Raw genomic sequence first — 14853 nt, forward strand, 5'->3', positions numbered from 1 at the left:
GGTGGCCCCAATCTAGGGATCAACCACCAAGAGACAGGCGCCAAGAACCTTGCGGGTGTCATCATAGACGGTCGGGCGCTCGCCAAGCCAACGCGCATAAAGACGGCAACCAGCGGCCTGATCGTTCTGAAGGTTGTCGATGGCAGATCGAATTTCGGCCGCTATCTTGCCGACGCGCGCCCGGAAATTGTCGTGATACGTGTCCCGGTGCAAGGCTTCCATCCGAAGGTGAAACAGGGAACTGCGTGCGCGCGGCGCAATGGTCATCGCGGCGATATTTGCCTCGGCATGGGTATCCCAATGCTTGGCGGCCCTTTTGAAATGGCCATGTGCCTTGGCGCCCTGCCCAGTTTTCAGAGCCAGAATACCAAGGTTCAACTGGACCGTGGCATGGCGCAAATCACTACGCGCGAAGGCAAGCTTTGCCACCCAAAAGGCGCGCCGAAAGGTCTTTGCCGCCGTTTTCCGGTCGCCTTTGGCCCAGGCGTCATTCGCGGCCTCCATCAACCCTTCCCAAAGGATATCGGCGCGGCTCCAGCCAGCCTGGCGGGCGACCTTTGCCTGTGTCGAGCCTAGGTCAAATCCCCAGATACGCGGCACGAACATGTTCATTTCCGTGTAACTCATCTGCTGGTCCCTCCAGTGCAAGGTTGCCTGTCTCAAGAACATAGGCGTGATCGGCCAGTTCAAGCGCCAGTTCGGCGTTTTGTTCGACCAGAACCACCGATAGGCCCTGGGCGTTGATCTCTTCGATGATGACAGCGATTTCCTCGACGATCACCGGGGCAAGCCCCATTGACGGCTCGTCCATCAACAACAGCTTGGGCGCGCTCATCAGGGCCCGGCCAATCGCCAGCATCTGTTGTTCGCCACCCGACATGGTCTTGGCCATCTGGCGGCGGCGTTCCTTGAGGCGCGGAAAGCGCGTGAACACCGATTCCAGGTCGTTCTCGACGGCATCATTATCGCGACGCAGAAAGGCGCCGGTGCGCAGGTTTTCCTCGACGGTCATATCCGGGAAAATGCGCCGCCCCTCGGGGACATGCGCGATGCCCTTTGCAACGATCTTGTCCGAGGTCAGACCGTCGATGCGCTCGCCCCTGAACAAGATCTCGCCGCCGACCAGCGGCACCATGCCCGACATCGCGCGCAGGGTGCTTGTCTTGCCCGCACCATTGCCGCCGATGATCGTGACAATCCCGCCTTCGGGCACGTTCAGGGACAGGTTTCGCACGGCGGATACTTTGCCATAGCTGACCGAAACATCCTTCATCTCAAGCAACATGGCGCGCACCCCCAAGATAGGCTTCGATCACGGCAGGATGATGGCGAATTTCTTCGGGCCCGCCTTCGGCGAGGAACTTGCCAAAGCTCATGCAGGTGATCGTGTCACAAAGACCCATGATCGCCTGCATGTCATGTTCGACAAGCAAGATCGTAATGCCATCATCACGCAGCTTGCGCATCAAACCCATCATCTGGCGGGTCTCTTCGGGGTTCATGCCGGTGAACGGTTCATCCAGAAGCATCACGTCAGGGTGGCTGGCATAGGCGACGGCCATGCCAAGGGCGCGTTGATGGCCATGGCTCAGGTCGCCGGCAAGATCGTCCTTCAGGTGCAACAACCCAAAGAATTCAAGCGCCTCAAGCGCGCGGGCCTCGGCGCCTTTGCGATCCTCTTTGTCCCATCCCATGATGGCGGCAAAGATGTTGGGACGAAACAGCATATGGGTGCCGACGAGGGCGTTGTCCAAGACTGAAAGTTCGCCAAAGAGTGTCGAATGCTGAAAGGTGCGTACCACGCCACGGCGCGCGACTTCGTGCATCTTGAGGCCAGAAATATCCTCGCCCCGAAGCCTTACCTGGCCTTCGGTTGGCTTGTAAAAGCCGGAAATCATGTTGAACGTCGTTGTCTTGCCCGCGCCGTTGGGGCCGATTAGACCATGGATTTCGCCGTGGTTCACCTTGAAACTCAGCCCGTCAACCGCCGTCAGGCCGCCAAAGCGCATCGTCAAATTGTCAACTTCAAGAAACTGGGTCATGGCTTGGCCCTCCGGCTGAATATCTTCTGCACCACGCTTTCAAGTCCTTTGGGCATGAACAGGATCGACAGGATCATGATCGCGCCGTAAATCAGCGGGCGCATCTGTTCGAACCCTAGTTCGCGCAGCACGATCTCGTTCAGAACCGTCAGGACGATACAGCCGAGGATCGGCCCGTAAAACGTGCTGGTGCCGCCGACGATGGCCCACGTCAGGACAAACACCATGACTTCGACATCAAAGCTGTTGGGGTTGATCGTCCCGATATAATGCGCAAGCAGGCCGCCGCTGATGCCGGCAAAGCCGCTGGCAATCGAAAAGGCAAGGGTCCGATAAGCGCGCAGGTTCACACCCGAGGCCTCGGCCAGTTTATCCTGCCAGTGGACCGCATGAAATGTCAGGCCGACCGGGCTTCGCTCGATCCGCCAGAGGATCCACAGGCAGGCGGCGACAACCACCACCGAAAGGTAGTAATAGCTGACCGGCTCGAAGAAATCGAAATCATAGATGCCGATCGAAAAATCCGGCATCGGGTCAATCCCCTTGATGCCTTTGGCGCCGCCAAACGGATCGCGGAACCGTTTCCACAGCAGACGGATAATCTCACCTGCGGCGAAGCTGCCGATAAGGAAATAGAACCCCTTCATCCGAAACAGCGGGAACGACAAAACAACCGCCAGCAGCGCCGAAATGATCCCGCCCAGCAAGATGCTGACAGGCACGTAAACCCCAAGCTTCTTGGACAAAAGCGCCGAGGCATAGGCACCGACACCCATGATCACAACATGCCCCAACGACCATTCACCCGTCAGGGTCAGCAACCGATAGGACGAGACCAAGAGGATATTGATCGTCAGGAAAACGAGAATTTCCTGTTGCGAAAAGCTAAGGCCGTGGGGCAAGGCAAGAAGGGCTGCGGCGCCGGCCAGAAAGATCAAAAAGTTACGCACGATCAGCACTCCCGAACAGGCCCGTCGGCTTGACGATGAGCACCAGCAACATCAGGCTCAGCCCGGTAATGTCGGCGATCACCCCGTCAAAGAAGGTGGTCACGAAGGTATGCACAATCGCATAGACGACCGAGGCAATGACCGCCCCCTCCAACGATCCGACCCCACCGACGATGATCACGATAAAGGCCGTGACGATGACCGAATGGCCCATATGCGGGTTGACCGACACCAAGGGTGCCGTGAGGGCCCCGGCGATCCCTGCCAGCCCTGCGCCGATGAACATCGCGATGCGCGCGGTCTGGTTGATTGAAATGCCCTGCAACGCCGCCGCTTCCGGGTCTTGCGCCGCAGCCCTGAGCGCCCAGCCAAATCGCGTCTTTTTCAGGAATATCCAAAGCGCGCTGAGCAAGACCACTGCGGCGATGATCACGAACAGGCGGGCCATCGGCAGGCGCACGCGCTCTGAGAATTCGATGACATGCTGCGTGACCGGCGGAATATGCTCCATCCGCACGCCGAACCCCATGCTGGCCAGGGCCTGCATGATCATCAGGAACCCGATCGAGGCCACCAAGCCGCCAAGCGGGTTGTCCTTCAACGGGCGGAAAAGCGTCCGCTCCATCAGCAAACCAAGACAGCCGACAAACAACAGCCCCGCCGCCACGGCAATCATGAACGGCAGCTCAAAATCGGAATAGAACAGCACGACCGAATAGGCGCCCGCCATGTAAAGCTCGCCATGGGCGAAGTTGATCACGCCCATAACGCCGAAGATGAGCACAAGGCCCACGGCGATAAGCGAGATATAGCTAGCAGCGTACACAGCATTCAGGCCGGTCTGCGCGAGAAGGTCCAGCATCGTTTAAATCTCTTCATGTCAAGAAAGTGCGGCGGCACAGACACCTGCGCCGCCGTTGCAGAAATCAGCCGCGCTGATTCCACATCTGATCATAGGCTTGCATGTGCTTCACAAGAAGGTCGCCGTGCTTTTCGTACCATGCCGGAATATTGCGGAACTCCTTGATTGTGGCCTTGCCGCCTTCAATCGCCACAACCGGCCAGTCACCGACAAGCGCGTTGTTGATCCCGAACAGCTCTTCACCCCACCAATCGGCGTCACCAAAGGCGTGTTTGCCCTGGCCGTCCTTCATGGCGGTGATCACGGCGTCGGGTTCTGCTGATCCTGCCTTTTCGGCGGCCGCTTTCCACAAATCCATGATCGAGGCGTATTCCCAGCTTACCGCGCCCCATTGACCCGGGAAGCGCTTGTTGAACTCGGCGTAAAAGCCGTTGGGATCGCTAAAGTTGATGTTATCCGCATTCAGCGCCGGATCGTCGAAATCAGGAAACTGGAAGACAAAACCTTCCATGAACTCTTCCGAGGTTTTGGAAATCATCTGGTCATAGAAATCCGCAGTACAACTGATGATCTGACCTTTGAATCCCTGCTGGAACAGCTGTTCGGCAATGGGATGCACGTAATCCGAATAGCAGGTGTCGAGACATACGATATCGGGATTTCCGGCAATCAGCTTGGTCACGACTGGGGCGAAATCTGTGGTCGCGGGATCAAACAGGAGGGGCTCATCCAGCATCTCGATGCCCGCCGCCTCGAACGCGGCAAGATAGGTCGCCACGGACGGCAGGCCAAGCGCGTCATCCTGCGCGCACATCACGGCGGTTTTCAGCTCTGGTTTGTTCTCGGCAAGCCATTCAACACCCGTAACGTTATAGATCGGGTGAACTTCGGCCGGAGCGATCAAAGTTGTCGTATCAGGCGAAAGATCCGACGGAAGCAGGGTTGAGAACAGCATGCCGGTCTTGTCCGCCACAGGCTGTACGCCCGGCCAGGTATCGCCGCCCAACATCATGATAAAGCTGACACCGTCCTCGCGGATCAGTTTCGTTGCTCCGGTGCGCGCTTTGGCGGGGTCATATTCGTTGTCGTAGCCGACAAATTCGACCATGTAGTTGCCGTCGCTCAACTTGATGCCGCCTGCGGCATTGACCCGCTCGGCCCAGATTTCGCACCCGTCGAGGCCCGGTTTACCCCAGGCTGCAACGGCACCGGTCAAAGGGGCCAGAAAGCCGATCTTGATAACCTTGTCCTGCGCAAGCGCCATGCGCGGCAATGAACTTGCGGCCGCGGCCGCCGCTGTCGACTGCAGGAAGGTTCGGCGCGTCAAACCCGACTTTACGATCTTGGATAGCATTTTTTCTTCTCCCATGTTGTCGCCATCTTTTTGGGCGATTCTCTTGAGGACCATTCTTAAATGCGTACCGGTTCAGTGAAAAATAGTACCGGTTAGTGAAAATTGGTCCTCTTTGGCTACGAACGCTAACAGACATTCTAGGTTCTGCAAAGAAAATCGGTCCTTAATTCACCATATCTCTTATTTTTGGTCTAAATTTGGTCCTTTTTCTTGAACCAATACTTTGTTTTCCCTTTTTTATTCCAAAGGTTATCCCTATTTTCAGGCAAATGAGACGGGTGACCAAAAATCCACCAGTCTTCGGTGCCAGGAATTTGCTCGGTGCAATCCAGACGTGAGAACGACTATGATACGTGCACTGACTCGAGGTGAAGATGAACAAGCCCATTGCTGACAAGACCGCCAGAATTGTCTCTGAACAGCCAATTGGCGCAACGGTGCAGACCGTTGTTGATACGCTGTTCGCGCGGATCAAGTCAGATGAATACACTCTGGACGCGCGCCTGCCGTCCGAACGCACCCTGGCCACCGAACTTGGCGTTGCCCGCAACACGGTGCGAGAGGCGCTTGATGTTCTGGAAACCCATGATGTCATCCGTCGGCGCGCCGGCTCTGGCAGCTTTGTCACATTCCAATCCAACGCGCCGCGCACTGGCGAGACCAATACCGTGGCCGATGATACCAGCCCGCTAAATCACCTTGTGGTGCGCGGTATTCTCGAACCCGAGATCGTGCGCCTGGCCGTGATCAACATGACGCCCCGCATGATCACCGAACTGTCCAATACCCTGTCGCAGATCGAGGCCGTTCAAACCAATGTGGATGACTTTATCGAGCTTGAAGAGCGGCTTTACACCCAGATTGCCGAGGGCACGGGCAACCCGCTTTTGGCCTCCTGCTATAGTCTGGCGATTGAAACCTATCGTCAAAGCTTTCGCAACAAGCTGCGCCGTCGTGCGCTGACGCCCAAGCGGATGCAGGACTATCAAAAGCGCTATAATACGCTTTTCAATGCCATCGCCTCGCGGGACGTGGCATCGGCGGTAGAGTTCATAAAGCTGCATTTGGTCGAAGAACAGCAACTGTTGCTTCAGGATCTGTAAGGCGGCGTCAGACCTTGACGTTGCGGGTGCCAAGCGCAGGGCCCTGAACAGAACGCCCAAGGCGTTGTTCCCACATCTGGCCCAGATTTGTCATTTCGGTTTTCAACAGGTCGCTATGCGCGGCCAACCATTGCGGGATTGACCCGAATTCGACGATCCGCGCCTTGCCATCCTGCACCGTGACCACCGGCCAATCGCCGATCAGGGCATTGTCGATTCCGAACACATCCTGCCCCCACCATTCCGCGTGGCCAAAGGCGTGGGTGACGTGGCCCAACTGTTTCATCGCGGCCAAAACGGACATCGGGCTAACGGTATCGGCCTTTTCCACGGCGGCATGCCAGATGTCGAGAATGGCGGCATATTCCCAGCTCACCGCGCTCCAGCTATTGGGGAAGCGGTTGTTGTATTCTTCATAAAAAACATTGGGTTGGTTGAAAAAGAACGCCTTTTCCCGAAGCGCGGGGTCGTCGAAATCAGGAAACTGAAAGACGACGCCTTCCATGAATTCGGGACTGGTTTTTGCGACAAGCGCTTCGTAGTGATCCAGCGTACAGGTCAAAATCTGGCCTTTGTAATTGGCCGCAAAAGCATATTCCGTCATGGCATGCACCATCGGCGTATAGCTTGTGCACCAGCACAGAATATCCGGGTTTTGATCCAACATCGGCTGTACGATCGCGGCAACGTCACCGCCTTCGGCAGGGTATTGCGTTTCCTTGACCATCTTGATCCCGGCCGCCCTAAAGGCCGCGCGATAGGTCGCCAAAGACGGCAGGCCCATGCCATCCTGCTGTGCGCAAAGCGCCACGGTCTTGAGCTCGGGCCGTTGCCGCGCCAGCCAGTCAACCCCGGTCACCACATAGATCGGATGCACCTCGCTTGGCGCAATCAGATAGGGGGTGTCGGGCGACAGATCGCTTGGCAAGAGCGTCGATGTCAGAATGCGCCGATCACGCAGAAAGTTTGACACCGCCGCAAAGCTGTCACCGCCAAGCATCATCATCAGCTTGATGTCGTGGTTCTGCACCAGTTCCCTCGCGCCTTCGAGCGCCTCTTTGGGATCACTGCCACAATCATGGGCATGGATGGAAATCGGGTAACGTCGGCCACCAAACAAAAGTCCGCCAGCCTTGTTGATCCATTGCTCCCAGATGCGGCAACCGTGAAGTCCGGGCAATCCCCAGGATTCGACCTGGCCGGAAAGCGGCGCGAGAAAGCCGATATCAACAGGTTTCGCCATTCCCACCGACATTCGTGGCATCGAGCCGGAAACGGCCAGTCGCTGTGCAAAACTTGATGACTCCATACGCTCTTTTACACGCTCTTCGGGGGCGGCCAAGACAGAAATATCGCGGCAGGTGCTAATTGGTGTTGACATATTGGTATAGGAATCGGCTCAATGTTGGGAACCAAAAAGAACCACATAATAATTTTGGTTCCATTCAAACCAGGGAGACAACAGTATGTCAAAGAAGCGTATCTGCATCATCGGGGCCGGGCCGTCAGGCCTTGCACAACTTCGCGCCTTTCAATCGGCCGCTGCGAAGGGTGCGGAGATCCCGGACATCGTTTGTTATGAAAAACAGTCGGATTGGGGCGGCCTGTGGAATTACACATGGCGGACCGGCGTAGACGAGCATTGCAACCCGTGCCACGGGTCGATGTATCGCTACCTCTGGTCGAATGGCCCGAAAGAGGGTCTGGAATTTGCCGACTATTCCTTTGAAGAGCATTTTGGAAAGCCGATCGCAAGCTATCCGCCGCGCGCCGTTCTGTTTGATTACATCAAGGGCCGGGTGGAAAAGGCCGATGTCAGAAAATACATCAAATTCAACACCGTAGTACGTGATGTCCGAGCCATCGACGGCGGCTTCGAGGTTACCTCTCGCGATTGCGAAGACGACAGCGAGACCCGCGAACATTTCGATCATGTGATCGTTGCCTCTGGTCACTTCAGCTTTCCCAATGTCCCGCATTATCCGGGGTTCGAGACGTTCCAGGGCCGCATCCTGCACGCCCATGATTTCCGCGAAGCGCGCGAGTTCGAGGGCAAGGATATCCTGATCCTCGGCACCTCATATTCTGCCGAAGACATCGGCAGCCAGTGCTGGAAATACGGCTGCAAGTCGGTCACGGTGGCCCATCGCACGGCGCCAATGGGCTATGACTGGCCCGAGAATTGGCAGGAGGTTCCCGCGCTTGATCACGTGGATGGACATACCGCGCACTTCATTGACGGCACATCCAAAGAGGTCGATGCGATCATTCTTTGCACCGGATATCGCCACCATTTCCCGTTCCTGCCGGACGATCTGCGCCTCAAAACCGCGAATCGGTTGGCGGCAAACGATCTCTACAAAGGCGTGGTTTATACCGGCAACCCCGACATGTTCTATCTGGGGATGCAGGACCAATGGTACACCTTCAACATGTTCGATGCTCAGGCCTGGTGGGTGCGCGATGCGATCATGGGCCTGATCGACATTCCGGGCGCAGCCGAGATGGAAGCGGATTGGAAACGGCGTCAGGCAGAAGAGGATGCCTTGGAAGACGATTATGCCTGCATCAAGTACCAGGGCGGCTATACCGCTGAACTGATTGAAGAAACCGACTATCCCTCGTTTGATATCGAGGCGTCAAACGACGCGTTCTTCAAATGGAAGAAGCACAAGAAACAGGCGATCATGGAATTCCGGAACCACGGCTATGTCAGCCCGATGACCGGCACCATGGCCCCGGCGCATCACACGCCTTGGGCCGACGCCCTCGACGATAGTCTTGAAAGCTATCTTCAGACTGGCAGTTAACGCGCAAGCGGCAAGCCCCTGATTGTACCGGCTGGTGGTCTCCCTGGCCAGCCGGTGCAACGCACTCGCGGCAATCGGGGGCCATTGGATACTTTCACCGAGGCCCGCCTCGCTTCACATAACAGTGACAGATCCGCCATGGTCGTATCGCCGTAAATGTGTGACCCTTCTGAAAGGGTCGGGATAATCCCGGCCCTTTTGTCATTTGTGAGGGAAAGATCGCTCATGCGTCACGTATCGGTCCTTGGTCAGATTTTCGGGTGGATACTGGCCCTTTGCCTGCCCGGTCATGCGGCGGCGCAACCCTCTTGTGGCGGTCCGGAAATGCCCTGTGAAACCGTGAGTGGCAGCTATCATATCGTGCTGCCCGAGGGGCCGGGGCCACATCCGGTCATGATGTTCCTGCATGGCGCGGGGGGTCGGGGCGCCAGTCTTGTGCGGCCCTCGGGAACCTCGAAACAGGCGGTCGCGCGCGGCTATGCCTATATCGCGCCCAACGGCCTGATCCGACCGGGGCGCAATCGCCCCGGCTGGTCGTTTCATCCCGACTTCCCCGGTCAAAGGGACGAGGCCGCGTTTCTTCAAGAGGTCATGACCGACGCCGCGACACGGTTCAACATCGACCGCAATCATAGCATTCTGGCCGGGTTTTCCATCGGCGGATCGCTGGCAAGCTATGTCGCCTGCACCACGCCAGCGGCGTTCACCGCCTATGCCCCGATCTCGGGTAGTTTCTGGCGCCCGCATCCAACGGGTTGCGCCGGTCCCGTCCGGCTTTTGCATACACATGGCTGGCGCGATCAGGTGGTGCCGCTAGAAGGGCGTTTTATCCGCCAGATTGCCGGGCGTGATTTTGCGCAAGGCGACGTGTTTCACGCCATGACGCTTTGGCGCAGGGCCAATAGCTGTGACAACTTTCGCGCGAATCGGTTCAAGACAGATGGCGATTTATGGCGTCGGATCTGGGTTGCCTGCGCCCCCGGCACGGCGCTTGAACTGGCGCTGTTTGACGGCGGTCATGGGGTGCCTTCAGGTTGGGGGAAAATGGTGCTTGATTGGTTTGAAGGGCTGAAAGGCAGCATCAACTAGACCCCAAAACAGAGCCTATTCCGCTGCAATCGGTGCTTGGCTTGGCTCGCGGAACAGCAAGCGATGCGACCGCGCCAGTTTGAGGATCGGCGGTGTGTCAAGCATATCCGGCGTCGCCATCAAAAGGCGCAGCCCGCGTCGCGAACCAAGCCGCGCGCCCGATACCATCGAAAGCGGCACCGACAGCACAAGGCTGACCGCGATTGGCAACAGCCAGATCGACACCATTCCGGCCATCATGCCGATGCCAAGCAACGCGCCGCTAAGCGTTTCGACCGCGTGAAATTTGAGCACCGTTGCCGGGCCATAGGTGCCTCCCTTGCGGGCCTGTGGCGACCATGTTGGCCGCACACCGATCACCGTGCGCAGCACCGCCACCAGCTGTTGCACCATCATGATCGGGGCAAACAGAATCGACAGGGCGATCTCGGTCACCAACGACAAAATGAAACGCGCGCCGCCCCCAAACCGTGCAATCCGCACATCCGTCAGGCCAAGCGCCATGGCGCCCATCAACTTGGGCGCAAGCAGCATGCCATACATGAACACAAGGATCAGAACCGAACTGACCCGGCTCATCTCGGGCCAGACCGGATAAAGCGGGTTTTCCGCCGAGAAATAGGTGATCACGCTATCGGGCCCGTTGCCCAGAAGCGCCCAGATCACCAGCAGCCCGAACCAGGCAGGCGACAAAAGGTAACTGATCGCGCCGTGCAAAAGGTGAAACCGCGACACCGCATGCAAGCCGCGCGTGCCCAAAAGGCTAAGATGTTGCAGGTTGCCATGACACCACCGCCGGTCGCGCAGCGCGTAATCAATCAGGGTCGCGGGCGGCTCTTCATAGCTACCGCCGATTGACGGCATGAACCGCACGGCCCATCCGGCGCGGCGCAAAAGTCCGGCCTCGACGAAATCATGGCTCAGGATCAGGTTACCCTTGCCCCAAAGCGTCGGCATGCGCGGCAGGCCGGCGCAATCGGCAAAGGCGCGGGTGCGCAGGATCGCGTTGTGGCCCCAGTAATTGCCCTCGGGACCGGTCCAGCCGGCAAGGCCCTCGCTAAGAAGGGTGCCATAGACCGAGGCCGAGAATTGCTGCATCCGGCCAAACAGGGTATCCGAGCCGACCACAAGCGGGGCCGACTGAATAAGACCGGCCGAGGGATCGGCGGCCATTTCATCGCTGAGGCGGATCAAGGCATCGGCGCTCATAAGGCTATCGGCGTCCAGAACCACCATCGCGCCATAGGCGCCACCCCAGTTCTCAAGCCACTGCGCGATATTTCCGACCTTGCGCTCGGTGTTTTGCACGCGCCTGCGATACCAGACCCCTGCGCCCGGCGGCAAAGCGGCGCGCAGCGTGGCAAAGGCGCGCTGTTCGGCCATGGCAATGGCGGCGTCCTGGGTGTCGCTCAGGATGAAGAGGTCGAATTTATGGGCGGTTCTGGCCTGATTGAGCGCCATCACCATGGCGCAGGCATTGCCGAAGACCTCCGCGGGGTCTTCGTTATAAATCGGCACCAAAAGAGCGACACTCATCGGCGTCGGCTGGGCGCGCGCGCCCGCAGTTTTGCGCATCACGTAACAGGCCAGCCCAAGCGTCGCCGTGCCAACCGCCAGAGCGATCCAGAAAAACGTGACCACCACCAGCGCCAAAAGCACCCATTCAAGCCACCACATCCCACCGGGCGACAACCAATCGGCAAAGGCCATGCCTAGCGCGCCGGTTGCGGCAATGGCAGGCAGGAACGCGGCCGCCCGACGCCACCAAAAGCGGCCAACCGGCACCCAACCGGGCGCGCGCGGGTCGCGATGCGCACGGCGCAGGCTCTGAACCGGGTGGGCCATCGGGCTTGGCGGCGGCATATGCGCCGAGCTGGGAAAGGGGGTCAGGCGGTCCATCGGTATAACCAAACCTCGGTCACCGAGCGCCCCTGATAGAACAGTTGCGCCCTTAGTTCCGCCGCCGTGACATCGCCCGCCTGAAACGAAAACGCGAGCCGCGGACCGCCGGTATCGGGGTTGCGCTGCACAAGCCCTTCGGACACCTCAAGCCGGTTCGAGCTGACGTGGATCACAAGATTTTCAAGATCATCGGGAAGCGCCTCGTGCGGGGCGAAATCAACCGTCACGATCTTTTTCTCGTTGTGAGTAAAGCCCTTGCCGATCCGGGTGTTGAGAACCTGCGCGACTGGTTTCTTGGCCTCGATCTGATCGACCCAGGTCATGTGATAGCTAAAGCTATGCTCGCTTCCGGCCGCCAACGGATCGCGCGGGCGCCAATAGGCGACGATGTTGTCGTAAATCTCTTTGTCGGTGGGGATTTCCACAAGCGTGATCGCGCCCCGGCCCCAGTCTTCGCCGGGGGTAATCCAGAGGCTGGGCCGCTTGTGATAAAGCGCTTCAAGATCGGCAAAATCGGAAAACCGGCGCTCGCGTTGCGCAAGGCCAAAGCCCTGCGGGTTTTCATCGACAAAGCTCGATACCTGCACGTCGCGCGGGTTGGCAAGGGGGCGCCAGATCATCTCGCCCCGGCCATTGAGAATGCTCAAACCGTCACTGTCATGCACCGCAGGGCGGAAATCATCGAACCGGTTGCGGTTGGTTTCATCGAAAAAGAACATCGAGGTCAGCGGCGCGATGCCGATATTATCAAGCTCGACCCGCGGGAAGAGCGTGCAACTCACCTCGACATCGGTCGCCTTGCCATTCGGGCGCAGGGCAAAGTGATAAATCCCTGTCACCGAGGGGCTTTCCATCAACGCATGGATTTTATGCGTGGTCGCGCCCATGGCGGGGCGTTCGATCCAGAACCGGGTAAAATCGGGAAATTCCTCGCCCTCGGGCGCGGCGGTATTGACGGCAAGCCCACGCGCCGACAGCCCGTAGACCAGATCGCGGGCAATCACCCGGAAATAACTTGCGCCCTGAAACACCGCGTATTCCTGAAAGATCCCCGGCTTTTCAAGCTCGGCGCGCAGACGAACCCCGGAATACCCAAGATGCCCGTCAAGCGGCAGGTCGGGCGCCATGTCGGTCTTGTCAAACAGGCTGAAATCGAACGGTAGAACGCGGCTTTTGCCATCCTCGACAAGGTTCACCTCAACCGTGTTCGGGAAATAAAGCCCCGGATGAAACAGATCGAGGCGCAGCGGATAATCGGTATCCGACCAAATCGCATCGCGGCTACGAAACCAGATCGAGCGGTATTCGTCATAGGACATATCTTGCCAGGCCTGCGGCACGGTTGCGCGCTTGGCATAGGGTTTGCCCGCGATATCGCGGGCAAGGTCGATCAGCCCCTGTTTGGAAAATGGCATCGAAGCCGCTTCATCGGCGCGTGCCAAAACAGGGCAGAGCGCAAAGGCCGCAACAGATTTCAAAAGGTCACGACGGATCATTTCGCCACCCGCCATGGATGCGATTTGAACCACGCCACCGAGTAGGCCACCGCAATCAGCGCGCCAAAGCCGAGGAAATTGGCCAGCGTCATGTTCCAGGTGGTGCGCCCGCCCTCGACCTGATCCATCACAAAGCCTGAGAGGCGTGCAAAAAACATCGAGAACACAAAGACCGCGAGCGATTGCTGCCCGACCTTGAGGATCATCGCCAAAAGGCCGCGCCAGAGGCGTGCAAGCGTTCCGTCGCCACTTACCTTGAGGCGCGCGCCGCCCTCGCCCGCCGCGACCCAGCACAGGTAGGCCAGCGCAAGAAAATGCGCGTATCGCAGGATGCCAAAGTCGGATTTGTTGAACAGCCCGCGGTGATCGACACGCCAGTCGCGCGCCCAGTCAAAGCCGAACTCTCGCACACCGATATTGGAAAACGGAATGTTCGCAATCACGATGACCGCCGCCACCACAAGCAGCACTCGGTTCACCGGCGGTTTCGGAATCCAGCCGCGCATGAACGCAAAGCCGGTGAAAAAGATAAGCTGCCAGCCGAAGGGGTTGAAGAACCACTTGCGATCCGACCACGGCTCGGCCGGAAAGCCGAGGTGGAGATGGCCAAGCCCAAGCACATCAAGCACCGAGCGTTGCGCAAACAGCCAGACCAAGGCGATCACGCCAGCCATCGCCCAGAGATTGATCCGGCTCAGGGCCATGACCACAGGCATCATCGCCAGGATCACCATATACATCGGCAGGATGTCGAAATAATTCGGCACATAAGTGAGGGTGAAAATCCCCACCAGCTCGGGGCCGGGATCATCAAAGAATTTCCACAGATTGAGCGACCCGATATAGGTTTTGTCAAAGTTGCCGGCCTGATCTATCGCGGCCAGCATCGTGGCGATGGCAAAGAACATGCCGATATGTGCCCAGTAAACCTGCCAGACGCGATGACCGACCCGCGCCGTGCCAAGCGACCAGCCCGCCCTGTCAAAGGTACGGCCAAAGGCGATGGCCGAGGCCATGCCGGAGCAGAACACGAAAATCTCGGTGGCGTCGGAAAATCCCCAGCGGGCCGGAATCCAGCTTGTGAAAAAATTGCGCGGGGTGTGGGCACACAGGATGATGAACATCGCAATCCCGCGAAAGAAATCCAGACGGATATCGCGGGTCGACGCCACGGGTGCGGCAACGGCCGGGGTCGGACGGCTATGGGTCATGGCCGGGTCGGCAACACTCGTCATGCGGTGTCGG

13 protein-coding genes are annotated in these 14853 nt (G+C 58.4%); 3 read left to right on the forward strand and 10 right to left on the reverse strand.

Annotated features, from left to right (window positions below):
• Positions 1-12 precede the first annotated feature (12 nt).
• The 6 genes from ROG8370_RS06390 to ROG8370_RS06415 all read right to left on the reverse strand — a co-directional run bounded on the left by ROG8370_RS06390 (position 13) and on the right by ROG8370_RS06415 (position 5208).
• A complete protein-coding gene (locus ROG8370_RS06390; protein WP_245827231.1) occupies positions 13-627 on the reverse strand; it encodes a tetratricopeptide repeat-containing protein in 615 nt (204 codons plus the stop codon).
• The gene (locus ROG8370_RS06395; protein ID WP_085826342.1) at positions 578-1285 is read right to left on the reverse strand and encodes an ABC transporter ATP-binding protein; all 708 of its coding nucleotides are present in this window, start codon (positions 1283-1285) and stop codon (positions 578-580) included. The genes ROG8370_RS06390 and ROG8370_RS06395 overlap by 50 nt, the downstream gene beginning before the upstream one ends.
• Complete coding sequence (locus ROG8370_RS06400; protein WP_085826255.1) at positions 1275-2042, reverse strand: ABC transporter ATP-binding protein; 768 nt, start codon at positions 2040-2042, stop codon at positions 1275-1277. Before ROG8370_RS06400 ends, ROG8370_RS06395 begins: the two co-directional genes overlap by 11 nt.
• Positions 2039-2992, reverse strand: coding sequence for a branched-chain amino acid ABC transporter permease (locus ROG8370_RS06405; protein ID WP_139838060.1), 954 nt, complete (start codon positions 2990-2992; stop codon positions 2039-2041). The genes ROG8370_RS06400 and ROG8370_RS06405 overlap by 4 nt, the downstream gene beginning before the upstream one ends.
• Positions 2985-3854, reverse strand: a complete 870-nt coding sequence (locus ROG8370_RS06410) for a branched-chain amino acid ABC transporter permease (protein WP_073197412.1) — start codon at positions 3852-3854, stop codon at positions 2985-2987. Before ROG8370_RS06410 ends, ROG8370_RS06405 begins: the two co-directional genes overlap by 8 nt.
• Before the next feature lie 64 nt (positions 3855-3918).
• Positions 3919-5208 carry an ABC transporter substrate-binding protein gene (locus ROG8370_RS06415; RefSeq protein WP_085826343.1) on the reverse strand — a complete coding sequence of 430 codons (1290 nt, stop codon included), beginning with the start codon at positions 5206-5208 and terminating at the stop codon, positions 3919-3921.
• Between the two features lie 374 nt (positions 5209-5582).
• Here ROG8370_RS06415 and ROG8370_RS06420 point away from each other — a divergent pair, with 374 nt between their 5' ends.
• Positions 5583-6311 carry a FadR/GntR family transcriptional regulator gene (locus ROG8370_RS06420; protein WP_085826257.1) on the forward strand — a complete coding sequence of 243 codons (729 nt, stop codon included), beginning with the start codon at positions 5583-5585 and terminating at the stop codon, positions 6309-6311.
• A 7-nt stretch (positions 6312-6318) separates the two neighbouring features.
• Here the strand turns inward: ROG8370_RS06420 and ROG8370_RS06425 are convergent, their stop codons facing one another.
• Positions 6319-7620 carry an ABC transporter substrate-binding protein gene (locus ROG8370_RS06425; protein WP_085826258.1) on the reverse strand — a complete coding sequence of 434 codons (1302 nt, stop codon included), beginning with the start codon at positions 7618-7620 and terminating at the stop codon, positions 6319-6321.
• Between the two features lie 157 nt (positions 7621-7777).
• On the opposite strand from ROG8370_RS06425, the gene ROG8370_RS06430 reads away from it, so the two are divergent.
• Both ROG8370_RS06430 and ROG8370_RS06435 read left to right on the forward strand, forming a co-directional pair.
• Complete coding sequence (locus tag ROG8370_RS06430) at positions 7778-9121, forward strand: trimethylamine monooxygenase (protein WP_085826259.1); 1344 nt, start codon at positions 7778-7780, stop codon at positions 9119-9121.
• Positions 9122-9346: 225 nt separating this feature from the next.
• The gene (locus ROG8370_RS06435; RefSeq protein ID WP_085826260.1) at positions 9347-10210 is read left to right on the forward strand and encodes a CE1 family esterase; all 864 of its coding nucleotides are present in this window, start codon (positions 9347-9349) and stop codon (positions 10208-10210) included.
• Positions 10211-10225: 15 nt separating this feature from the next.
• Here ROG8370_RS06435 and mdoH read toward each other — a convergent pair whose 3' ends face one another.
• From mdoH to ROG8370_RS06450, 3 genes are read right to left on the reverse strand one after another with little or no spacing between them, the layout of a single operon-like run.
• Positions 10226-12109, reverse strand: coding sequence for a glucans biosynthesis glucosyltransferase MdoH (mdoH, locus tag ROG8370_RS06440; RefSeq protein ID WP_170925191.1), 1884 nt, complete (start codon positions 12107-12109; stop codon positions 10226-10228).
• Complete coding sequence (locus ROG8370_RS06445) at positions 12097-13608, reverse strand: OpgD/OpgG family glucan biosynthesis protein (protein ID WP_085826345.1); 1512 nt, start codon at positions 13606-13608, stop codon at positions 12097-12099. The genes mdoH and ROG8370_RS06445 overlap by 13 nt, the downstream gene beginning before the upstream one ends.
• Positions 13605-14843, reverse strand: coding sequence for an OpgC family protein (locus ROG8370_RS06450; RefSeq protein WP_085826261.1), 1239 nt, complete (start codon positions 14841-14843; stop codon positions 13605-13607). The genes ROG8370_RS06445 and ROG8370_RS06450 overlap by 4 nt, the downstream gene beginning before the upstream one ends.
• Between the last annotated feature and the right edge of the window lie 10 nt (positions 14844-14853).

Source organism: Roseovarius gaetbuli, assembly GCF_900172365.1.
Taxonomy (GTDB): Bacteria; Pseudomonadota; Alphaproteobacteria; order Rhodobacterales; family Rhodobacteraceae; genus Roseovarius; species Roseovarius gaetbuli.